Here is a 22507-nt window from a genome sequence, read left to right as displayed (position 1 = left end):
ATTATCCCTCTTGCCGCAGCGCGGGATCCATCCAGCGCTGAATGATGTCGACCAGCAGATTACAGAGCACGAACAGTACGCCCATCATCAGGATATAAGCCTGAATCACCGGATAATCACGGCTGAAAATCGCCGAGACGCATAGGCGCCCGACGCCCGGCCAGGCGAAGATATTTTCGATGATCACCGTGCCGGCCAGCAGCTGCGGGATACTCATTCCCAGCGCGGTAATGCTGCTGTGCAGCGAGTTTTTCAGCACATGGCGCAGGATAATGCGTTTTTCTTCCAGCCCGCGTACGCGCGCATAGTAGACATAATAGTGCCGCATATTCTCCAGCATATTGTTGCGGATCAGACGGATATAGACGGCGACGTAAACCATCGACAGCGTCACCGCGGGCAGAACGAGATGTGAAAAGGTACCGCCGCCGCTGGTCGGCAGCCAGTCCCACTCTAGGGCCAACCACCAGATAAGCAGCAGCCCGAGCCAGTAGCTGGGCATCGCCGTGCCGAGAAACACCAGCGCGCGGATCAGGCGGTCGAAGAGGCTGTCTTTATAAACCGCGCTCGCGACCCCCAGGGGGACGCTGACGCACAGGATAATAACCAGCGACAGCGCGGCAAGCTGCAGCGTCGCCGGCAGGCAGCGGGCGATCTCATCAAGCACCAGGCGGTTGTTGACATAGGAATAGCCAAAATCCAGCCGCGCCGCGTCAAACAGCCAATAGAGATAACGGATAAGGAAGGGGCGATCCAATCCCAGCTGCTGACGCATCTCGGCGATCGCCTCCGGCGTCGGGATAATTTCATTCACCCGCAGGGCGACTTCCGCCGGATCGGCCGGCACCAGATTCAACAGTAAAAAAGAGATGAGCGAAATCCCCAGCAAAACCGGTAGCGTCAGTAACAGACGACGACAGAGATATTTCTTCACGCGGCAACCTATATAACTTTACGGGCGGAGCGATAAAGCGGCCCGATACCGTAATACCGATCGTTTAAGCATCGAGATACACGGGGCGACCACCGGGACGGGCGTCCCTACGGGAACCTCCCCCGGCGTTTCCCCTAAATTTTCCCCTCGCCGGGGTCGGCGTCGACGGAGGTATCAGGCTCGCCACCTCGCCTGGCGTCGCTTAATCGCGATACATGCGATCAAACGGGATCTCAAACTGCGACGGATTGAAATCCACGCCCTTCAGGCTATTCACATAGACCGCCCGGTTACGCTCATAGGTCAGCGGAATGTAGACGGCTTCATCATGCAGCGTGCTCAGCACATAGCGATATAACGCCTGCCGCTCCTTTTCGTCGGTGGTGATAAGGGCATGGCCGATGCTGTCGTCGATCTGCTTTTTCTGCGCCAGCCCCTGCTGAGCCGCATAGTCGCCGTAGACCGGCAGTTTCATGCCGGCGAGGAATGACTGCGGATCGTAGGGCGTCCCCCAGGAGATATTAAACACGATATCGAATTGCCCGGCTTTCTGGCGATCGCGATAGGCCTGCTCCTCCTCGCCGTGCAGCTTGAGCTCAATGCCCAATTCGGCGAACGCGTTTTGCAGGTATTCGGCGATCACCTTCTGCGAGGCGGTATTGCTGTCATAGTAGATGCCGATAGACAGCGGCTCGCCCTCTTTCTGGCGCCAGGTTTGGCCGATCTTCTGTTGCCAACCCGCCGCATCCAGCAGTTTTTTCGCCTGCTCAAGGTCATAGGCATAGGGTTTCAGATCGATATTGCTGTACGGCACATTTTTCGCCAGCAGCGTATCGGCGGGAATTTCGCTGCCGTTAAAAATCCCTTCCGCGATATCGACTTTATTCACCGCATGCTGCAACGCCCGACGCACGCGCACATCCTTCAGATTTTCCGAGGTCGTGTTGATCAACAGCATGCGGGTCGACACCGGCTCGGATAGCCTGGCGGTAAATTTTTTATCCTTGCTCAGTTGGGCGAACGCATCGGCGTCAATCATGTTTTTACCGTAAATCAGCTCGATCTCCCCTTTTTGCAAAGCGAGCAAGCGCGTTTGCGTATCGGGAATGACTTTCATCACCACTTTTTCCAACTGCGGTTTTTCTCCCCAATAGTGAGGGTTGAGCGTAAACACCGCATATTCATCGGTTTTATGTTCGCTCATAACATAAGGGCCAGTGCCGATATAAGCGTTAACGCCGTGCTTCGTTCCCCCCTCCTTCATCGCCGCGGGCGAAATAAAGCGCATCGGACGGGTCACCGCCAGTTCGGTCAGGAAAGGATAATAGGGCTCTTTCAGCGTAAAACGCAGCCGGCGCTCATCCAGGGCTTCAACCTTATCGATGATGCGCACCATTTCCAGCCAGCCGTGGCGCTGCCGGTTAGCCAGCACCGCGTCAATATTCTGTTTCGCGCTTTGCGCATTGAATGCCGCGCCGTCGCTGAACTTCACATCGGAACGCAGCGTGAAGGTGTACGTCTTGCCGTCCGCCGAGGTCTCCCACTTTTCGGCCAGCCAGGGCTCGATGCCCCTTGGGGTGACTTTAACCAGTGACTCATACAGCATATTCTGCGCCCAGATCTCGCCGGAGTAGATATGCGGGTTGAGATCGCGGGTATCGCGGAAATTAGCGAAAGTCAGGGACTGAGGCGCTTCGGCGGCGACCGGAGCGGCGAACAGCGGAGAGAAGCAGAACAACAGGGAAGCAATGAGTCGAGAGGATTTACTTTTACCAACATGCAGAGCTGATTTTAATTCAGACATAGTAATAATCCATTTACCAAATAAGCGCGAAACGCGGAAATAATAATGTATGGTGAATTCGTCCCTACCCGGACTACGAAATGATACTTATTATCACTTAAAAAACCATGATTTAGCGCAGAGAAATTGAAGAGCAAACTGGCACATTGCCGGTTTAACGCCGCCCAGAGCGCGACGATAAATATCCTAATCCTTTGTCTTCCGTTGAAGATTGGTTTAGAAAGCCGGGTTTACAAAATAATTTCGCATGGATACAATTCGACCAAATTTTAGCGGAGAACTCTCTTGGACAATCCTGGTTTTCGAACCCAACACCGTTTGCAAAGTCGCTCAGATTTTCAAACCAAATAACGGGCAAGCGCTAATTCATCTCTTCTGATTGCCGCTTGCCGCAAACCGGCGGGCAGCGACACTCCCTTTTTCGAACTGTTGCATCCCCTGAATAACATGACGCTCGCGCAGCGTGATAACGGTCGCTGGCATTGCGTCCGATGTTTTACGCCCAAAAATACCGGCGCAACCAGCCAACCATAAAACACATGATCGCCCAGGCGGTGATAAGGAGACAATATGGACGAGCACCCCAGATTATCCGGTAAATCGCGTCGGTCGGAATAAAAGGAGCAGTCTTTTCTAAACGCCCTTTCTGTTCTCTTCTCTTCCGCCCGCTACGCCTCACTATTCTCAGCCCGCCATACGTCCCTTTTCGCAGGGATGCGCGCCCGTGCGCGGCGGACAAGTCAACAAAAATAATTAGCATGATAGAGATGATCAAATGACAGAAATGATCAATCAGACGGCAAATCGTCGCCATCACCCCAAAGGCGCGGCCACATTTGCCATCGCCCGCGAGGCGAAAAACAGCCTGACCCAAACGCTGACCAATATGAACACCAATCTTCATGGTCTGACTAACGACGACGTCGCCGATCGCCAACAGACGTATGGTGAAAATCGGGTGGCGCATGAAAAATCGCCCCATGCGCTGATACAGCTATTATCCGCTTTCAATAACCCCTTTATTTATGTGTTGATCGCGCTGGCCGCCATCAGCTTTGTTACCGATTACTGGCTGCCAAAACAGCAGGGGGAAGAAACGGACCTGACGGGCATCATCATCATCCTGGTAATGGTCAGCCTGAGTGGGCTGCTGCGTTTCTGGCAGGAGTTTCGCACCAACAAGGCGGCGGAAGCCCTGCAATCAATGGTTCGCACCACGGCGACCGTATTGCGGCGAAGCGTTGAAAACGCGTCGCCGGCACGCCAGGAAATTCCGCTCCAGCGCCTCGTGCCGGGCGACATTCTGTTTCTTTCCGCCGGCGACATGATCCCGGCGGACGTTCGCCTGATCGAATCACGCGATCTGTTCGTCAGTCAGGCGGTATTGACAGGAGAGTCGTTACCAATTGAAAAATATGATATTTTAAGTAATATCCACGCCAAATCCAGTCAGCCTGAAAGCGGTGGCGAGCATGACTTGCTATCGCTATCCAGCGTTTGCCTGATGGGCACCAGCGTGTCCAGCGGCACCGCAAGCGCCGTAGTGGTGGCGACCGGCGATCAAACCTATTTTGGTTCGCTGGCTAAATCCATTGTCGGCACCCGTTCCCAGACCGCATTCGACCGCGGGGTCAACAGCGTGAGCTGGTTGCTGATCCGCTTTATGTTGGTCATGGTGCCGGTGGTGCTGTTGATTAACGGCTTTAGCAAAGGCGACTGGATGGAGGCCAGCCTGTTCGCATTAGCCGTTGCCGTGGGATTAACGCCGGAAATGCTGCCGATGATTGTTTCATCCAATCTGGCAAAAGGCGCCATCGCCATGGCGCGGCATAAAGTGGTGGTCAAGCGCCTGAACGCCATCCAGAATTTCGGCGCGATGGATGTGCTCTGTACCGATAAAACCGGCACGTTGACGCAGGATCGCATCATTCTTGAGCATCACCTCAACATTCACGGTCACAGCGATGAGGAAGTGCTGCAACTTGCCTGGTTAAATAGTTCGCACCAGAGCGGCATGAAAAACCTGATGGATAAAGCAATTATCCATTTCGGGCGCGACAAACCGGAGATCGCCGCACTTGCTCGCTATCGTAAAATCGATGAATTGCCGTTTGATTTTATCCGCCGCCGCCTGTCTATCGTCGTGGCGGACGAAAACAACCATCAGCGCCTAATCTGTAAAGGCGCGGTGGAAGAGATGCTGGCTATCGCGACCCATGTGTCTGAAAACGGACGGAGCGTTGAGCTGGATGAGCCCCGTCGCGCGGCATTACTGGCGCTGGCGGAGAGCTACAACCAGCAGGGATTCCGCGTCCTGATGATCGGCTTACGCGAGTTCGGCGCCGCCGACGACATGCTGCCGCTGGGCGCCGACGACGAGCGCGACCTGGTGATCCACGGTCTGTTGACCTTCCTCGATCCGCCGAAGGAAAGCGCCGCTTCCGCAATCCGCGCGCTGCGTGAAAATGGCGTAACCGTTAAGGTGCTGACCGGGGATAACCCGATTATCACCAGCAAAATCTGCCGTGATGTCGGTCTGGAGCCCGGCGAACCGCTGACGGGGGGAGAGATCGAAACGCTGAGCGACCGGCGGTTATCCGTGCTGGTAGAGCAACGTACGGTCTTTTGCCGCCTGACGCCGCTGCAAAAATCGCGCGTGCTGAAAGCCTTGCAGGGAAACGATCACACCGTTGGTTTTCTCGGCGACGGCATCAACGATGCGCCGGCGCTGCGTGACGCCGATATCGGTATTTCCGTGGATACCGGCACCGATATCGCCAAAGAATCGGCAGACATCATCCTGTTGGAAAAGAACCTGATGGTATTGGAAGAAGGCGTGATTAAAGGACGGGAAACCTTCGGCAATATCATCAAATACCTGAACATGACCGCCAGCTCCAATTTCGGCAACGTGTTTTCGGTATTGGTCGCCAGCGCGTTTATCCCGTTTCTGCCGATGCTGGCGATTCATCTGTTGATGCAAAATCTGATGTACGACATCTCACAGCTGTCGCTGCCGTGGGACAAAATGGACAAAGAGTTTTTACGTAAACCGCGCAGGTGGGACGCCAAAAACATCGGGCGCTTTATGCTATGGATCGGGCCGACCTCATCTATTTTCGATATCACCACCTATGCGTTGATGTGGTTCGTGTTCGCGGCCAATAGCGTCGAACATCAGGCGCTGTTCCAGTCCGGCTGGTTTATCGAAGGATTGCTGTCGCAAACGCTGGTGGTGCACATGCTGCGCACCCGGAAAATTCCATTTATCCAGAGTACCGCCGCCCTGCCGGTAATGCTGATGACCGGCCTAGTGATGGCGTTAGGTATATATATCCCCTTTTCGCCGCTGGGTACGCTGGTCGGGCTACAGCCATTGCCGTGGGAATACTTTCCGTGGCTGGCGGCGACGCTGATTGGCTACTGCACCGTGGCGCAATTGATGAAACATATTTATATCCGCCGCTTCGGCCAATGGTTCTAACCACACAACGGCGGGCATCGCGCTGCCCGCCGGCTAAAGGCATAATATGAGAAACAACAAAAATTCATGGTCCGTCATACTCTTTTTGCTGGCGCTTATCTTAATAATCAATACGACCTATTTTCTTTAGTTCGCTGAACGCACCGCCGGTCCGAATTTGATAGCCTGACGCTATATAACGTAAAAATCCCGGCGGCCTGGCCGGGATTTTGTTAAAGGCCGGCCCTCAGGTTAACTGGAAAGCGCCATCCTCAACACCGCCGCCCGGCGCCATATTCTTTGAATTTTTCTATCTGTTTTAGCATGTTACTCATCCGAGTAACGACTTTGCCGTTATTGCGAAGATACGTTTAACCCGCCCCAACAACAGCAATCGACCATTGCATCAAATCAGGATTCAATGGTATTACAATCGCCAGCGTCTATTTGACCCCGATATCGTAACGACAAGAGCAAATACCATGACAACCGCCATCCCCGCCAACTATCGAATTCGTCCGATTACGGCGCAAGATAACGCGGCTATCGCCGGCGTTATCCGCCGTGTTTCCGCCGAGTTCAATTTGACGGCCGATAAGGGCTATACCGTATCCGATCCGAATCTGGACAGTTTGTTTGAACTCTACAGCCTGCCGGATAGCGCCTATTGGGTACTGGAATATGAGGGCGAGGTAGTGGGCGGCGGCGGCATCGCGCCGCTGGTGGGCGGCGATGAAGATGTGTGCGAACTGCAAAAAATGTATTTTTTACCGGTTCTGCGCGGTAAGGGATTGGCCAGACGGCTGGCTTTACAGGCGCTGGATTTCGCCCGCCGGCACGGTTTCCGTCGTTGCTATCTGGAAACGACGGCGCATTTAACCAGCGCCATTCGTTTGTACCAGTCGCTGGGATTCGAACATATTCCCCACGCCATGGGCAATACCCGCCATACCGATTGTGAAGTCACCATGCTGAAAGCGCTGTAGGGGAAATAGGATAATCAAGTTTCCGCGGCAATACGGGCACCCGCCGGTCGGTTCGACCGTGGGGTTTTCCCCCACGGCGCTAACGGAGGAGATTACTGATTAATGGCGTTTCCCGTCGTCGTCTTCGTCATAGAAGTCTTCGTCGTCCCCGTCTTCCCCCTCTTCGCCATCGGGATCTTCAAAGTAGGTGCCCCAGCCGTCGTAGTTCACGCCATACTGTTCAGCCAGCGTCACAAGCTGCTCCACCTGGGCGTCGATGATTTCCGCGTTCAATGACACTTCGCTGATGGCGTCGCAGCACATCAGTAAAATGCCGTCTTCCACCTCAAGCTCTTCCGCGTCCGTCACTTCATAACCCAGTTTGAACGCTTCCACGGCGACTTTTTCCAGCACCTCGAACTTCTCGGCCGAGAAATGGTGCTCAATGGTATAAAGCGCATCCGGATCGCTGCCGTCATCCAGCAGTTCTTCGATGATCAGCCGTGTCTCTTCACGTTGTTCTTCCAGCAATTCGCGGTTTGCCATTCCTCAGTCCTCATTAACCGACGTAATATCGCGCCATTCTCCCACAGCCCCGCGGCCGTCTCCACCACAAAGTTTGTCCTCGGCACTTGAATTTGAATAATTACACATATAAAGTGAATTTTAATTCAATCAATAGCATCGGGCAGTATGGAGATACGCGTCATGAAGTCATTTTATAAGCGTCATTTTTTAAGATTAATGGATTTTACGCCGGTAGAAATCGCCGATCTTTTGGCCCTGGCGGCAAAACTGAAAGCCGATAAAAAAAACGGTAAGGAAATCCGCCACCTGCACGGCAAAAATATCGCACTCATCTTCGAAAAAGATTCAACCCGCACCCGTTGCTCTTTCGAAGTTGCTGCATACGATCAGGGGGCTCAGGCGACCTACCTGGCGCCCAGCGGCAGTCAAATCGGCCATAAGGAATCCATCAAGGATACGGCGCGCGTGCTGGGCAGAATGTATGACGGTATCCAGTATCGCGGCTACGGCCAGCAGATCGTCGAGACGCTGGCGCAATATGCCGGCGTCCCGGTGTGGAACGGACTGACGGACGAATTCCATCCGACGCAGCTGCTGGCGGATCTGCTGACGATGCAGGAACATTTACCGGCCAAGGCGCTGTCGGATATGAAGATGGCCTACGTGGGCGACGCCCGTAACAATATGGGCAATACCATGCTGGAAGCCGCCGCCTTGACCGGGCTCGATTTACGCCTGGTCGCGCCCAAAGCCTGCTGGCCGGAAGCGGGACTGGTTGCCGAGTGCCGGGCCGCGGCCGAACAGACCGGCGGCCGCATCACCCTGACCGAGGATATCGCCGAGGGCGTGGCCGACGTCGACTACATTTATACCGACGTTTGGGTATCCATGGGCGAACCCAAAGAGACCTGGCGGGAGCGTATCACCCTGCTGAAACCGTATCAGGTCAATATGGCGATGATTGCCGCCACCGCCAATCCGCAGGTGAAATTCCTCCACTGCCTGCCGGCGTTTCATGACGACCAGACCACGCTCGGCAAACAGATGGCCGAACAGTACGGCCTGCGCGGCGGAATGGAGGTCACGGATGAAGTGTTTGAATCCGCGCACAGTATCGTCTTCGATCAGGCGGAAAACCGCATGCACACCATTAAAGCCGTGATGGTGGCGACGCTCGGTCAGGATTAATCAGCCTACCGCCATCGCAGGGGATGATGCGACGTTATCCCCTTCCCTAACCGCTGACTTCGGCATCAATCGCCGCAGCCGCCCGCCGTCGGCGATATGCGCGACGCAATCGATTGCCGCGGGTAAAAAATCAGGTTTTCCGCTTGAATTAGCGTCATCGGCGCGTATAATTCCCGACAATTTGCCGGGAGGAGTCATGCGCCGCCGCATCGAAAAAACCGCCGTTCATGTTGGTTACCAACCACAGCTGCCGTCCGGCGGCCAGCAGGCGTTTTCCTTTCCGTTGTTTGATCTATCGTTGATAAAAAAGCCCCTCGATGAGGGGCTTTTTTTTTGTGGCCGGCCACCCCTGGCGGTCACCCTGCGGGCCGCCTGTCGTTTGCGGCGGCTATCTGTTTACCGGGCGTCTAACCGTTGGGAGAAAATATAAAAATGATCAATCCGCTTTATCAAAAACATGTCATCTCAATTAGCGATCTCAGCCGAGAGGATCTCGAACTGGCGTTGCAGGTCGCCGCCAGCCTGAAAGCGAATCCCCAGCCCGAGCTGTTGAAGCATAAGGTCATCGCGAGCTGCTTTTTTGAAGCCTCGACGCGCACCCGGTTATCTTTTGAAACGGCGATGCATCGTCTGGGGGCCTCCGTCGTCGGTTTTGCCGACAGCAGTAACACCTCTTTGGGCAAAAAAGGCGAAACGCTGGCCGACACCATCTCGGTCATCAGCCAGTATGTGGATGCGATCGTCATGCGTCATCCCCAGGAAGGCGCGTCCCGCCTCGCCACCGAATTCTCCGGCGGTGTTCCGGTGCTCAACGCCGGCGATGGCGCCAACCAGCACCCGACGCAGACGCTGCTCGATCTGTTCACCATAAAAGAGACCCAGGGCCGCCTGAACAATATCAATATCGCCATGGTCGGCGACCTGAAATATGGGCGCACCGTTCACTCCCTTACCCAGGCGCTGGCGAAATTCGAGGGCAACCGTTTTTACTTCATCGCGCCGAACGCGCTGGCGATGCCGGATTACATTCTGAAAATGCTGGCGGAAAAAAATATTCCCTACAGCCTGCACAGCAGCATCGAGGACGTGGTCGCCGACCTGGATATTCTGTATATGACGCGGGTACAGAAGGAGCGCCTGGATCCGTCCGAATACATCAACATCAAAGCTCAGTTTATTCTGCGCGCCGCCGATCTGGGCGGCGCGCGCGCCAACCTGAAAGTTCTGCACCCGCTGCCGCGCATCGACGAAATCACCACCGATGTGGATAAAACGCCGTACGCTTACTACTTCCAGCAGGCGGGAAACGGTATTTACGCCCGCCAGGCGTTGCTGGCGATGGTACTGAATCGCGAATTGGTTCTGTGAGAAAAGAAGAGGAATAGCCATGACTCACGACAATAAATTACAGGTGGAAGCCATCAAACGCGGCACGGTTATCGACCACATTCCCGCCCAGGTGGGCTTTAAGCTGCTGACCTTATTCAAACTGACCGCGACGGACCAGCGCATCACCATCGGCCTGAACCTGCCTTCCAATCAGCTTGGCCGCAAGGATCTGATCAAGATTGAAAATATATTCCTGACCGAGCAACAGGCGAACCAGCTGGCGATCTATGCGCCGCAGGCCACGGTGAATCAGATAGACGACTATAATGTGGTGCGTAAGCTGACGCCGACGCTGCCCGATCATATCGACGATGTACTAACCTGCCCGAATAGCAACTGCATCAGCCGCAGGGAGCCGGTTGTCTCCTCCTTCGGCGTTAAGCTGCGCGAAGGCGAAGTGCAGCTGAAGTGCAAATACTGCGAAAAAGAGTTTGAGCGGCAGGCAGTATTGCAGAATCACTGATTCCGGCCTTTAATGCTGATAATGAAAAGCGCGCCGGCGCCACACTCGGCGCGTATCGTTGATAGCCGTTGCCTGATACGTAGTGCCGTTCACTTAAGCCGGTTTTTAGGGGAAACACAGGGGGAGGTTCCCGTAGGGACGCCTCACCCCTGTGGTCGCCCCATGTATCTCGATGCTTAAACGATCGGCATTGTTGCCTGATACGGCGCTTTTTTGAATAATGACGCATTCGCGCTATTGATAAACCATGCAAGGAAATACTATGTCACGCACCATCAGCACCGAACGCGCGCCGGCGGCGATCGGCCCTTATGTACAGGGTGTCGATCTCGGCGGTATGATCATCACCTCCGGCCAGATTCCGGTAGATCCGAAAACCGGCCTGGTCGCCGATGACGTTACCGCCCAGGCGCGCCAGTCTCTGGCTAACGTTCAGGCCATCGTGGAAGCCGCCGGCCTCAAGGTCGCCGATATCGTTAAAACCACGGTATTCGTAAAAGATCTGAACGACTTCGCCACCGTGAACGCCGCCTATGAAGCCTTCTTTACCGAACATCAGGCGTCATTCCCGGCTCGCTCCTGCGTCGAAGTCGCCCGTCTGCCCAAAGACGTGAAAATCGAAATCGAAGCCATCGCGGTACGCCGCTAGCCCCATGATGGGGCGTCATGCCGAATGACGCACTATTTAGCGGCACCTTATTGACGGCGGGCCGTCTTCTGCCCGCCTCGCCACAGGCCGACGCGCCGCCTAAGTAAAAAAGCGCGTTAGGCCATATTCTCGCGTCCTTTCCCTTGCGCAGCTCTCCGATCCGTTTTCTCGCCTACCCTAAATTGGGCATGCGCGCAAAATCACGCACTAAGCCAGTGCGAAAAAATAACCGTAACCGGCGAATGCTGGTCACTTAAGCCGATTTTTAGGGGAAACACCGGGGGAGGTTCCCGTAGGGACGCCTCACCCTGGCGGTCGCCCCGTGTATCACGATGCTTAACCGATCGTCATTACCGTAACCGGCGCGCGTTTTTTCAATATGGCGCACTTTATGCATCATCCCGTTATCACTTTTTCAGCGTGATGCCAGAGGACGACAATGATAAAAATGACGCTTCCAACACCGCCTTACTACGACGAGATGCTCTCCGCGCAGGGCGAACAACGCCAACACTACAACTCCTATTGGCAATGGCTGCAACAGACAGATCAACAGGCGATCAGGCAAAAAAAGGAGCAGGCCGAACTGTTGTTCCACCGGGTTGGGATCACCTTTAACGTCTACGGCGAAGAGGGCGGCACCGAACGCTTAATTCCTTTCGACAGCGTCCCGCGCATTATTCCCGCCCACGAATGGCGCCGGCTCGACCTCGGCATTCGCCAGCGGGTACAGGCCTTGAATGCCTTTCTGTACGATATCTATCATCAGCAACATATTCTCAAGGCCGGTATTATCCCCAGCGAACAGGTGCTGGCGAACGAGCAGTATCAGCCCTGTATGCAGGGGGTGCATCTGCACAACAATATTTACGCCCATATCACCGGCATCGATATGGTGCGCAACAGCGACGGTAATTATTACGTTCTGGAAGATAACCTGCGCACCCCTTCCGGGGTTTCCTACATGCTGGAAAACCGCAAAATGATGATGCGGCTGTATCCGGATCTCTTCGCCAGACAGCATATCGCGCCCGTCGAACGTTATCCCAGCTATCTGTTGCAGACGCTGCGGGAAAGCACGCTGGTGGACGACCCCACCGTGGTGGTCATGACGCCGGGGCGCTTTAACAGCGCCTATTTCGAACACAGTTTCCTCGCCCAGCAGATGGGCGTCGAACTGGTGGAAAGCGCCGATCTGTTTGTTAAAGAAGGCGCGGTCTATATGCGCACCACCGAAGGCCCGTGCCGGGTGGACGTCATTTATCGCCGGGTGGACGATGCGTTCCTCGATCCGCTGGCGTTCCGCGCGGACTCCATGCTGGGCGTTCCCGGCCTGCTGTCGGTGTACCGCGCCGGCGGCGTGGTGCTGGCGAACGCCATCGGCACCGGCGTCGCGGACGACAAATCCATCTATCCCTACGTTCCCGAAATGATCCGCTTCTACCTGTCCGAAGAGCCTATCCTGGGCAACATCCCGACCTGGCAGTGCCGCGATCCCAAAGCGTTAAGCCATGTGCTCGGCAACCTGGATAGCATGGTGGTGAAAGAAGTGCACGGCGCAGGCGGGTACGGCATGCTGGTCGGCCCGCGGGCCACGCGTCGGGAAATAGAGGATTTCCGCCAGCGCCTGCTGGCGCAGCCGCACAACTATATCGCCCAGGAAACGCTGGCGCTCTCCACCTGTCCGACCTTTGTGGAGGACGGGCTGGCTCCCCGCCATATCGATTTGCGCCCGTTCGCGCTGTCGGGCGAAGAGATCCGCCTGATACCCGGCGGTTTAACCCGCGTCGCATTAACGGAAGGTTCGCTGGTGGTCAACTCCTCGCAAGGCGGCGGCACCAAAGATACCTGGGTCATGGAGGAGGATGAATAATGCTAAGCCGCACCGCCAGTGAACTCTATTGGATGGCCCGCTACCTGGAACGGGCCGAAAGCCTCGCCCGCGTTTTGGACGTGACCTACAAACTGTCCATGATACCGCGTCATAGCCAGCAGCAGCGCGATTTGGCGCTGCCGCTGAACCTGACCTATACGCATGAGCTGTTTCAGGAGCGCTATGCGCGTTTCTCCATGAACAACCTGCTGAATTTCTTCGCCCTGGACAGCCAAAACCCCAGCAGCATTTATAACTGTATCGAGATGGCCTGGAATAATGCCCACGCCGTGCGCGGCAGCCTCTCGTCGGAAATCTGGGAATGCATCAACACCACCCGCATAGATATTCGCAACCTGCGCTATCAGGGGGTGGATAAAATCGGCATCGACGCCTTCTTCGACTGGGTCAAGGAGCGCGCACACCTGTTCCGGGGCGCGATGTTCGGCACCCTGCTGCGCGGCGACGCGCAAAACTTCATTCGGCTCGGCACGCTGATCGAACGCGCCTACGCCACCGCGCAACTGCTTGATTTGAAAAACCAGCAGTTAAACAGCGACCCGGATCCGGTGCGCGAATACTACCGGCTGGATACGCTGCTGCGCGCGGTCAGCGCGCGCGAGGCCTACCACAGCATCTATCGTCAGCCGATCAGCCGTGAAACCGTGACCGAACTGCTGATATTGCGCGCGGATATGCCGCGTTCGCTGCACGCCTGCGTGGACGATCTGGTGCAGCAGTTGGAGGCCATCGGCAGCAAACGGGCCAAGGTTCCCCGCCGCCTTGCCCATCTGCTGAACGTAGAGCTGCGTTTTTGCACCATGGACGACATAATGAAAGAGGGTCTGGATGTCTATCTAAATAATTTCTTAATTAAAATCAATGAACTGGCTGACAGCATCCGTCACACCTATCTGGAGGCGCTATGAAACTGACCATCAATCACCTGACGCATTACCGCTATGATGAGGAAGTGAAGTTCAGCACCCAGTATCTGCGCCTGACGCCGCAGAGTTCGGCCCGCCAGCGGATTAAGGCGTGGAATCTGACGCTGCCGGCTTCGGCCGTCGCCACCACCGACACCTACGGCAACATCATGCACGTGCTGACCCTGGACGCGCCGCATAGCGACATCACCATCCACGCCCAGGGCGTGGTGGAGATCGCCGATAGCGAGGAACAAGCGGATTGCCGCAGCGAGGGCGATGCGCTTTCGCCGCTGGTGTTCCTGCGCGCAACGCCGCTGACGCAGGCGGATCGCCCTATCCGCGAATTCGCCCGGCGCCATTACCGGCCGCAGTCGCCCGCGGAGAGTCTGATGGCGCTGATGGCGGAATTGCGCGTGAAAATGCCGTATACTCCCGGCGCGACGCAGGTGCAGGATAGCGCGGCCGAGGCCTTCGCCATGCAAAAGGGCGTCTGTCAGGATCATACCCACGTTTTTCTCGCCTGCTGCCGCAGCCTGCAGGTCCCCGCCCGCTATGTCAGCGGCTATGTCTACAGCGCGGATACGCAACATGTGGCCATGCACGCCTGGGCTGAGGCGTGGATCGACGACCGCTGGCAAAGTTTTGATATCACAAATAATACCTGCCGGCTCAATCAGCATTTGCTGTTGGCGGTCGGCATGGATTATCTTGATGCCTGCCCGGTTCGCGGTACGCGGCTCGGCGGCGGATGTGAAGAGATGTTTTCCGAGGCTGAGGTACGCCTGTTTGAACGCCAACAGCAGGTACAGCAGCAACAGTAGATTTTTAACGAGAAGGTGGTTATGACGTACTGTGTGGCCATGCGTCTGTCCGACGGTTTAGTGTTTGCTTCAGATTCCCGCACCAATGCCGGGGTCGATCATATTGCAACGTTCAAAAAACTGCATGTTTTTCATGATGGCGGAAAACGTGTATTGGTGATCCAATCCGCCGGCAATCTGGCCACCACACAGAGCATCATCAGCCTGCTTGGCTCACGCATCGACGCGCAGGAAACGCCGAATCTGTTGCAGACCGACTCCATGTACGACGCCGCAATGCTAGTGGGAGAAACCATTCGCGAAGTGATCTGCCGCGACAGCCAATCCCAGCAGAACGGCAGCAATACCAATTTCGGCTGCAACCTTATTCTTGGCGGCCAGATTAACGGCGAAGAGCCGCGGCTGTTCCATATTTATCCGGAAGGCAACTTTATCGAAGCCACCAAAGACACCCCCTATTTTCAGATCGGCGAGAGCAAATACGGCAAACCGATTATCGATCGGGTGCTGAGCATGGACACGCCGCTTGAACAGGCGATGTGCTGCGCGCTGATCTCCATCGATTCGACCCTGCGCAGCAACCTGTCCGTGGGACTGCCGTTGGATGTGATGATTTACCGCGCGGGCAGTTTCGACGCCGGCGGGCAGCGGCGCATCACCGAAGACGACGACTACTTCGTCAAGATCCGCAAGGCGTGGTCGGAAGGGCTGCTGAATACCTTTCGTCAGCTTCCGCCTTTTCCGATGGCGGAACGCGAATAAAGACAGAGACAGAGACAGAGAATCGACTCTGTCTCAAAAAAATGAGCCAAATCAACCGCCTCTAATCGCATAAAAAATAACCGCCGAACAGCCTTTCAACTGAGTTCCGACTTCTTTGTTTTAGATCAATAAAACGCGTACTTTCTCACGCCAAGAACTACATATAGGGTCTATTATATTAAAAATACCCATATATAGTGGTTATCCACAACATCATCCACAGCGTTCCCCCTTGGTTCATCGCTGTGGTTTTCCTGTGGATAACATCAACAGAGGAACGGAACGTGAAACCAGTAGTGATTAAACGGGATGGCTGCCAGGTACCTTTTGATGAAATCCGCATCAAAGAGGCCGTAGAGCGAGCGGCGCAGGCCGCTGGCATCGACGATTCCGACTACTGCGCAACCGTGGCTGGCGCAGTCGCACAACAAATGCAGGATAAGCGGCGCGTCGATATTCGCGATATCCAAAATGCGGTTGAAAATCTGTTGATGTCCGGCAAGTACAAACAGCTGGCGCGCACCTATATCGAATATCGCCATGACAGGGATATCGCGCGCGAACGCCACGGCCGGCTGAACCAGGAGATCCGCGGGCTGGTGGAACAGAGCAACATGGCGTTACTGAATGAAAACGCCAACAAAGATAGCAAGGTCATCCCCACCCAGCGCGATCTGCTGGCCGGTATCGTAGCCAAACACTACGCCAAACAGTACATTCTGCCGCGCGACGTCGTGCTGGCCCACGAGCGCGGCGAGATTCACTATCACGATCTGGATTACTCCCCCTTCTTCCCGATGTTTAACTGCATGCTGATCGATCTCGACGGCATGTTGACCAAAGGGTTCAAAATGGGCAACGCGGAGATCGAACCGCCGAAATCGATTTCGACCGCAACCGCGGTAACGGCGCAGATCATCGCCCAGGTCGCCAGCCATATCTACGGCGGCACGACCATTAACCGCATCGATGAAATTCTGGCGCCCTTCGTCGCCGCCAGCCATGAAAAACATAAGGCCGTGGCCAAAGAGTGGAATATACCCCAGGCCGATGAGTACGCCCGCACCCGGACGGAAAAAGAGTGTTATGACGCGTTCCAGTCATTGGAATATGAAGTCAACACCCTGCATACCGCCAACGGCCAGACGCCTTTCGTCACTTTCGGCTTTGGGCTGGGCACCCGTTGGGAATCGCGCCTGATCCAGGAGTCGATTCTGCGCAACCGTATCGCCGGATTAGGCAAAAATCACAAAACGGCAGTGTTCCCCAAACTGGTATTCGCCGTTCGCGACGGGCTGAACCGTAAGCCTAACGATCCGAATTACAGCATCAAGCAGCTGGCGCTGGAGTGCGCCAGTAAACGCATGTACCCCGATATTCTGAATTACGATCGGGTGGTTGAAGTAACCGGCTCATTCAAAACGCCGATGGGCTGCCGCAGTTTCCTTGGCGTCTACGAAGAGGACGGCAAACAGATCCACGACGGCCGCAACAATTTGGGCGTCATCAGCCTGAACCTGCCCCGCATCGCGCTGGAAGCCGGAAGGGATGAAGCGCGTTTCTGGACGCTGCTCGACCAACGTTTGGCGCTGGCGAAAAAAGCGCTGATGACGCGTATCGCCCGCCTGGAAAACGTGAAGGCGCGCGTCGCGCCGATTCTGTATATGGAAGGCGCCTGCGGCGTACGCTTAAAAGCGGACGACAGCGTGGCGGAGATCTTCAAAAACGGCCGCGCCTCTATTTCGCTGGGCTACATTGGGATTCACGAAACCATCAACGCGCTGTTCGGCAGTGAGGTTCATGTCTTCGACGATGAAACGCTGCGCGCAAAAGCCGTGGCTATCGTCGCGCGCCTGAAACAGGCGACCGATCGATGGAAAGAGGAGACCGGCTACGGCTTCAGCCTGTACAGCACGCCCAGCGAAAACCTGTGCGACCGATTCTGCCGTTTGGATACCGCCGAATTCGGCGTGATCAAAGGCGTCACGGACAAAGGCTACTACACCAACAGCTTCCATCTGGATGTGGAGAAGAAGGTTAACCCGTACGAGAAGATCGACTTCGAAGCGCCCTACCCGCCCCTGGCGAACGGCGGCTTTATTTGCTACGGCGAATACCCGAACCTGCAGCATAACCTGAAGGCGTTGGAAGACGTTTGGGACTACAGCTACAGCCGCGTACCTTACTACGGCACCAACACGCCGATCGACGAATGCTATGAGTGCGGCTTCACCGGCGAATTCGAGTGCACCAGCAAGGGATTCACCTGCCCGAAATGCGGCAATCACGACTCGTCCCGCGTATCCGTTACGCGTCGGGTTTGCGGCTACCTCGGCAGCCCGGACGCCCGCCCGTTCAACGCCGGCAAGCAGGAAGAGGTAAAACGCCGCATCAAACATTTGGGCAACGGACAGCTCGGTTAATTTATCCAGCGGCATATTTCCGTCGCCCACGCCTCTCCGGCAAGCCGCCGCCGGAGAGGCCGCCTCGCTTGGGCGGGCGCGGCGCATTGAGAGATATCGCCATCAGCCGATCACGGTAGTAAAAACGCCATGAATTATCACCAATATTACCCGGTGGACGTGGTCAACGGTCCCGGAACGCGCTGCACGCTGTTTGTCTCGGGCTGCGTACACCAATGCCCCGGCTGCTACAACAAAAGCACCTGGCGGTTAAACTCCGGCCGGCCGTTTACTCAGGAATTGCAGGACCGCATCATCGCCGATCTGCAGGATACGCAGATTCCCCGGCAGGGCATTACCCTGTCCGGCGGCGATCCGCTGCATCCGCAGAACGTGCCCGATATCCTGCGGCTGGTACAACGGATACGCGCGGAGTGCCCCGGTAAAGATATCTGGGTCTGGACGGGCTACGTGCTCGCCGAGCTGAACGAAGCGCAACAGCAGGTGGTATCGCTGATTAACGTGCTGGTGGACGGCAAGTTTGTGCAGGATCTCAAAGATCCCGCTCTGATCTGGCGAGGCAGCAGCAATCAGGTTATCCACTACCTGCGCTAATCCCCGCCCGGCCGGTCCGCGCTTGCCCGCTATGCATTCTGCCTGCCCAGCGCGCGTAGCTGCCGGGATTCCAAAACCGTCACTCTCGCTTTGGGCTCGGGAGAAAAGGCCTGGTTTACCAGCGCCTGCGCCACCGTTTTCCCCTCGATAGCCCGCCATTTTCCCGGCAAAAGACGAAACAGCGGCGCGGCCAGGCTCTCCAGCAGACGCCGCTCCCGCCTCTGTCCTAATAGAATCGACGGCCTGGCCAGCGCCAGATGCTGCCATTCCTGCTCGCGCAGCGCCCTCTCGGTTTCGCCCTTGACCCGCGAATAAAAAAAGAGCGAATCCGCATCGGCGCCGAGGGCGCTGACCACCAGAAACTGTTTCGCGCCCAGGGCCAGGGCCGCTTTCGCCCCGCCCACCACCAGCGTACCGTCCACATGACGGAATGCCTGCCTGCTGCCCGCCGCCTTGATGGTCGACCCCAGGCAGCAAAACGCGATATCGATGGGGGCGGTAACTTGGGCAAGCGCCGCCAATAGATCCGCGTCATACGGATTCACCACGCGTTCCGACGGGGGCAGAGGCTTACGGGTCGGCGCATAAATCATTTCCACCCGATTGTTCGCCTTCAGAAGCTGCAGCAACTCATTTCCGACCAGCCCCGATGCGCCCAATAGCAATATCCGGCTCATACTTTTCCCCCTGTTGCGCTCTGCCGGCGGCTAACGCCGCCAGTGATGCTTTTTTCCGAATCCCAAACTGTTGTCCGTCATCTTCAATTCCGTCAGTTGTAAACGCCAGATAGGCGCATGCGCCGCTCTGGCGATCGGGAAACGCCGGTTATAATGCGCCCGAGCCTGTCGCTCCTCTTCCCCTTCCAGACGTAGCGCCCGCGCGCGAAACTGAACGCCTTTAATCAGCATGACGTTTTTCGGCTGGCCGCTCACCGTTCCGGCGATTTGCGGCTGCCGGGACATCAGCGCGCCGTGGCGCGTATCTGCTTCCGTCATCACATAAAAAGCCGCCTGACTTTCGTCATAAGTGTAGAAGCAACTCGCGCACCATAAATCCGAATTTTCACCCGCGCATAGCGTCAGCACGTGCTGCTTTTTCAAATAACGCGAGATGGTTTGCAGCGTATTCTCCATGTTCACCTACCCTCCTGTCTCATCGGGGATCGCAGGCGATATTCTGAACGCACCTGTCCGACGGATGCAAGATTTGAACCTGACGGGGCCGCCCTGCCGAACGGCGACGGGAATCACGCCTCAAGCGGCGTTAGCAATCGCTCGCGGCTATTTTTTACCGCGGTTCGCCGATTTCGACCGGCCGGATGCCTTACCCGGCCGGGAACTTTTCGCCATCGGCGGCCGTTTTTTCGCGGCCGGCTGCTGGGCGGCGGCCGGCACGGTAAAACGGGTCAACGCCGGGCGGGCGGCGGCGCGGCCTTTCGTTCCCTGGGCGGCGCGCTCCCCCGGCGCCGGCGCGGGGATCAGGCAGTCGGGCCGGCTGCCGATCAAACGTTTCAGCCCCATCGCGCTCAGCGCTTCGCGCAGCAGCGGCCAGTTAGCCGGATCGTGGTAGCGCAGCAGCGCTTTATGCAGGCGCCGCTGACGCTCGCCCCGCGGCACCACCACGTTCTCGCTTTTATAGTCCACTTTGCCCAGCGGATTCTTGCCGCTGTAGTACATGGTGGTGGCATTCGCCAATGGCGAAGGGTAGAAGTTCTGCACCTGATCCAATCTGAAGCGGTTTTTTTTCAGCCATAGCGCCAGATTGACCATATCCTCATCCCGGGTTCCCGGATGCGCGGAGATAAAATAGGGAATCAAATACTGCTCTTTTCCCGCCTGCTTTGAATAGTCGTCAAACAGCGTTTTAAAACGGTGATAGCTTCCCATTCCCGGCTTCATCATTTTCGACAACGGCCCGGCCTCCGTATGCTCGGGCGCGATCTTGAGATATCCGCCGACGTGATGCTCGGCCAGTTCCTTGATATAACGCGGATCTTTTACCGCCAGATCGTAACGGACGCCGGAAGCGATAAGGATCTTCTTGATGCCTTTCAGGCCGCGGGCGCGTCGATACAGCCTGATGGTCGGCTCATGGTTGGTATCCATATGCGGACAGATTTCAGGATAAACGCAGGAGGCTCGCCGGCAGCTCTGCTCGGCGCGCGGCGACTGGCAGCGCAGCATGTACATATTGGCCGTCGGGCCGCCCAGATCGGAGATAACGCCGGTAAATCCCGGCACATGGTCGCGGATCGCCTCGATTTCGCTGACGATCGACGCCTCAGAACGGCTCTGGATGATCCGCCCTTCGTGCTCGGTGATCGAACAGAAAGAGCAACCGCCGTAACAGCCGCGCATGATATTGATCGAAAAACGGATCATCTCGTAGGCCGGAATCACCGCCTTACCGTAGGAAGGGTGCGGAACGCGCTGAAACGGCAACGCGAACACGGCATCCATCTCTTCGGTGGAGAGCGGGATCGCCGGAGGGTTAATCCAGACGTAACGATCGCCATGCTTTTGCATCAACGCTCTGGCGCAGCCGGGATTGGTTTCATGATGCAATATCCGCGACGCATGGGCGTACATCACCTTATCGCCCTTCACTTTTTCAAATGACGGCAGCAGCACATAGGTTTTTTCCCACGGTTTAGGCTTCGGCGCCCGCACGGTGATTGGCTTCGCCCCATCCGTCCCGGCCATCCCCCCTTCGGCACAGGGGAGATCCTCGCCGTAGGGATTCATTATCGGTTCAATGCGTCCGGGCTTGTCGAGCCGGGTCGAGTCAACGCCCGTCCAGCCGGACAGCGCCGTTTTACGCATCACGGCGGTATTACGCACATCCTGAATATCGCCAATCGCCTCGCCGGCCGCCAGGCGATGCGTAACCTCGGCCAGCGGACGCTCGCCGTTGCCATAGACCAGCATATCCGCTTTGGCATCCACCAGCACCGAGCGCCGCACGGTATCGGACCAGTAATCGTAGTGCGCGATGCGCCGCAGGCTGGCCTCGATACCGCCGAGGATCACCGGAACATCGCTATACGCCTCTTTGCAGCGCTGACTATACGCCAGCGTTGCCCGATCCGGCCTCTTCCCCGCCACGTTACCGGGCGTATAGGCGTCGTCGCGGCGTAATTTCCGATCGGCCGTGTAGCGGTTGATCATCGAATCCATGTTGCCGGCCGTTACGCCAAAATAGAGATTCGGCTTGCCAAGACGCATAAAGTCGTCTTTCGACGTCCAGTCGGGCTGAGAGATGATGCCGACGCGGAACCCTTGCGCCTCCAGCATGCGTCCGACAATCGCCATGCCGAAACTCGGATGATCCACATAGGCATCGCCGGTAACGATGATGACATCGCAACTATCCCAACCCAGCCGCGCCATCTCCGCCTGCGACATGGGAAAAAACGGCGCCGTGCCGTAGCCCCCGGCCCAATATCGCGGGTAGGAGAATAGCGTGCGTTCTGGCTGGATCAGGCTGATTGGCATAAAAGTTCTTCGTCGTCGGAAAATGGGAATGACCACTCATACAAGGGGGCGAGCATTATACGCGGACGGAAATAACGCTGCCGCTCAGAGTGCTTGCGGCATGCGTCGGATCAATATTTGCCGCCGAAAATCGCGCATAACCGTGACGTCGCCCCGATTACGGCGGATATTTTCCCCCCCAAATCACTCCATCTCCGTCGCCGCCATTAGCGCCATCGTTCTCAAGAA

The 22507-nt window shown here is 56.4% G+C and carries 20 protein-coding genes; 14 read left to right on the top strand and 6 right to left on the bottom strand.

The window, feature by feature from the left end:
- Nucleotide 1: 1 nt before the first annotated feature.
- Entirely contained in the window at nt 2-934 is a 933-nt protein-coding gene (gene opp1B / locus VSX58_RS08330) for a nickel/cobalt ABC transporter permease (RefSeq protein ID WP_327617677.1), read from the bottom strand.
- Nucleotides 935-1136: 202 nt separating this feature from the next.
- On the bottom strand, nt 1137-2738 hold the full coding sequence (nikA, locus tag VSX58_RS08325; RefSeq protein WP_327617676.1) for a nickel ABC transporter substrate-binding protein: 1602 nt from the start codon (nt 2736-2738) through the stop codon (nt 1137-1139).
- Between the two features lie 775 nt (nt 2739-3513).
- Here nikA and mgtA point away from each other — a divergent pair.
- Together mgtA and VSX58_RS08315 are read left to right on the top strand one after the other, a co-directional pair.
- Nucleotides 3514-6222 (top strand): magnesium-translocating P-type ATPase, encoded by a 2709-nt coding sequence (gene mgtA / locus VSX58_RS08320; RefSeq protein WP_327617675.1) that lies wholly within the window; start codon nt 3514-3516, stop codon nt 6220-6222.
- A gap of 461 nt (nt 6223-6683) precedes the next feature.
- Entirely contained in the window at nt 6684-7187 is a 504-nt protein-coding gene (locus tag VSX58_RS08315; protein WP_327617674.1) for a GNAT family N-acetyltransferase, read from the top strand.
- 99 nt (nt 7188-7286) lie between these two features.
- Here VSX58_RS08315 and rraB read toward each other — a convergent pair whose 3' ends face one another.
- Nucleotides 7287-7712, bottom strand: a complete 426-nt coding sequence (rraB, locus tag VSX58_RS08310; protein ID WP_327617673.1) for a ribonuclease E inhibitor RraB — start codon at nt 7710-7712, stop codon at nt 7287-7289.
- A gap of 86 nt (nt 7713-7798) precedes the next feature.
- Here rraB and VSX58_RS22500 point away from each other — a divergent pair, with 86 nt between their 5' ends.
- From VSX58_RS22500 to nrdG, 12 genes are all read left to right on the top strand, one after another.
- A complete protein-coding gene (locus tag VSX58_RS22500) occupies nt 7799-7891 on the top strand; it encodes a hypothetical protein (RefSeq protein WP_407654858.1) in 93 nt (30 codons plus the stop codon).
- Nucleotides 7875-8882, top strand: a complete 1008-nt coding sequence (argF, locus tag VSX58_RS08305; protein WP_327617672.1) for an ornithine carbamoyltransferase — start codon at nt 7875-7877, stop codon at nt 8880-8882. Before VSX58_RS22500 ends, argF begins: the two co-directional genes overlap by 17 nt.
- Nucleotides 8883-9078: 196 nt before the next feature.
- On the top strand, nt 9079-9312 hold the full coding sequence (locus tag VSX58_RS08300; RefSeq protein ID WP_327617671.1) for a hypothetical protein: 234 nt from the start codon (nt 9079-9081) through the stop codon (nt 9310-9312).
- A 2-nt stretch (nt 9313-9314) separates the two neighbouring features.
- Entirely contained in the window at nt 9315-10250 is a 936-nt protein-coding gene (gene pyrB / locus VSX58_RS08295; protein ID WP_327617670.1) for an aspartate carbamoyltransferase, read from the top strand.
- Nucleotides 10251-10269: 19 nt separating this feature from the next.
- Nucleotides 10270-10734, top strand: a complete 465-nt coding sequence (pyrI, locus tag VSX58_RS08290; protein ID WP_327617669.1) for an aspartate carbamoyltransferase regulatory subunit — start codon at nt 10270-10272, stop codon at nt 10732-10734.
- 262 nt (nt 10735-10996) lie between these two features.
- Nucleotides 10997-11383: a 2-iminobutanoate/2-iminopropanoate deaminase gene (gene ridA / locus VSX58_RS08285; RefSeq protein ID WP_327615177.1), complete on the top strand. Its 387-nt coding sequence runs from the start codon at nt 10997-10999 to the stop codon at nt 11381-11383.
- Between the two features lie 439 nt (nt 11384-11822).
- Entirely contained in the window at nt 11823-13256 is a 1434-nt protein-coding gene (locus VSX58_RS08280; protein ID WP_327615178.1) for a circularly permuted type 2 ATP-grasp protein, read from the top strand.
- On the top strand, nt 13256-14185 hold the full coding sequence (locus VSX58_RS08275) for an alpha-E domain-containing protein (protein ID WP_327615179.1): 930 nt from the start codon (nt 13256-13258) through the stop codon (nt 14183-14185). Before VSX58_RS08280 ends, VSX58_RS08275 begins: the two co-directional genes overlap by 1 nt.
- Nucleotides 14182-15006: a transglutaminase family protein gene (locus tag VSX58_RS08270; protein WP_327617668.1), complete on the top strand. Its 825-nt coding sequence runs from the start codon at nt 14182-14184 to the stop codon at nt 15004-15006. Before VSX58_RS08275 ends, VSX58_RS08270 begins: the two co-directional genes overlap by 4 nt.
- Before the next feature lie 21 nt (nt 15007-15027).
- Nucleotides 15028-15768 carry a proteasome-type protease gene (locus VSX58_RS08265; protein ID WP_327615181.1) on the top strand — a complete coding sequence of 247 codons (741 nt, stop codon included), beginning with the start codon at nt 15028-15030 and terminating at the stop codon, nt 15766-15768.
- A gap of 284 nt (nt 15769-16052) precedes the next feature.
- Nucleotides 16053-18191: an anaerobic ribonucleoside-triphosphate reductase gene (gene nrdD / locus VSX58_RS08260; RefSeq protein ID WP_327617667.1), complete on the top strand. Its 2139-nt coding sequence runs from the start codon at nt 16053-16055 to the stop codon at nt 18189-18191.
- Between the two features lie 129 nt (nt 18192-18320).
- Nucleotides 18321-18785, top strand: a complete 465-nt coding sequence (nrdG, locus tag VSX58_RS08255) for an anaerobic ribonucleoside-triphosphate reductase-activating protein (protein ID WP_327615183.1) — start codon at nt 18321-18323, stop codon at nt 18783-18785.
- Between the two features lie 29 nt (nt 18786-18814).
- On the opposite strand, the gene VSX58_RS08250 is transcribed toward nrdG, so the two are convergent.
- From VSX58_RS08250 to VSX58_RS08240, 3 genes are all read right to left on the bottom strand, one after another.
- Entirely contained in the window at nt 18815-19462 is a 648-nt protein-coding gene (locus tag VSX58_RS08250) for an NAD(P)H-binding protein (RefSeq protein WP_327617666.1), read from the bottom strand.
- A gap of 30 nt (nt 19463-19492) precedes the next feature.
- Nucleotides 19493-19924 (bottom strand): YhbP family protein, encoded by a 432-nt coding sequence (locus VSX58_RS08245; RefSeq protein WP_327615185.1) that lies wholly within the window; start codon nt 19922-19924, stop codon nt 19493-19495.
- A 141-nt stretch (nt 19925-20065) separates the two neighbouring features.
- Nucleotides 20066-22279, bottom strand: a complete 2214-nt coding sequence (locus tag VSX58_RS08240; RefSeq protein WP_327617665.1) for a YgiQ family radical SAM protein — start codon at nt 22277-22279, stop codon at nt 20066-20068.
- Nucleotides 22280-22507 lie beyond the last annotated feature (228 nt).

Source organism: Brenneria populi, assembly GCF_036016195.1.
Taxonomy (GTDB): Bacteria; Pseudomonadota; Gammaproteobacteria; order Enterobacterales; family Enterobacteriaceae; genus Brenneria; species Brenneria populi.
The sequence above is the reverse complement of the archived record's forward strand: the minus strand, read 5'-3'. Positions and strand labels throughout refer to the sequence as shown.

Bases quoted from the DNA above. Each gene is read 5' to 3' on its own strand.
- nikA (WP_327617676.1), bottom strand. From the start codon at position 2,738: ATGTCTGAATTAAAATCAGCTCTGCATGTTGGTAAAAGTAAATCCTCT.
- mgtA (WP_327617675.1), top strand. From the start codon at position 3,514: ATGACAGAAATGATCAATCAGACGGCAAATCGTCGCCATCACCCCAAA.
- VSX58_RS08315 (WP_327617674.1), top strand. From the start codon at position 6,684: ATGACAACCGCCATCCCCGCCAACTATCGAATTCGTCCGATTACGGCG.
- rraB (WP_327617673.1), bottom strand. From the start codon at position 7,712: ATGGCAAACCGCGAATTGCTGGAAGAACAACGTGAAGAGACACGGCTG.
- argF (WP_327617672.1), top strand. From the start codon at position 7,875: ATGAAGTCATTTTATAAGCGTCATTTTTTAAGATTAATGGATTTTACG.
- VSX58_RS08300 (WP_327617671.1), top strand. From the start codon at position 9,079: ATGCGCCGCCGCATCGAAAAAACCGCCGTTCATGTTGGTTACCAACCA.
- pyrB (WP_327617670.1), top strand. From the start codon at position 9,315: ATGATCAATCCGCTTTATCAAAAACATGTCATCTCAATTAGCGATCTC.
- pyrI (WP_327617669.1), top strand. From the start codon at position 10,270: ATGACTCACGACAATAAATTACAGGTGGAAGCCATCAAACGCGGCACG.
- ridA (WP_327615177.1), top strand. From the start codon at position 10,997: ATGTCACGCACCATCAGCACCGAACGCGCGCCGGCGGCGATCGGCCCT.
- VSX58_RS08280 (WP_327615178.1), top strand. From the start codon at position 11,823: ATGATAAAAATGACGCTTCCAACACCGCCTTACTACGACGAGATGCTC.
- VSX58_RS08275 (WP_327615179.1), top strand. From the start codon at position 13,256: ATGCTAAGCCGCACCGCCAGTGAACTCTATTGGATGGCCCGCTACCTG.
- VSX58_RS08270 (WP_327617668.1), top strand. From the start codon at position 14,182: ATGAAACTGACCATCAATCACCTGACGCATTACCGCTATGATGAGGAA.
- VSX58_RS08265 (WP_327615181.1), top strand. From the start codon at position 15,028: ATGACGTACTGTGTGGCCATGCGTCTGTCCGACGGTTTAGTGTTTGCT.
- nrdG (WP_327615183.1), top strand. From the start codon at position 18,321: ATGAATTATCACCAATATTACCCGGTGGACGTGGTCAACGGTCCCGGA.
- VSX58_RS08250 (WP_327617666.1), bottom strand. From the start codon at position 19,462: ATGAGCCGGATATTGCTATTGGGCGCATCGGGGCTGGTCGGAAATGAG.
- VSX58_RS08240 (WP_327617665.1), bottom strand. From the start codon at position 22,279: ATGCCAATCAGCCTGATCCAGCCAGAACGCACGCTATTCTCCTACCCG.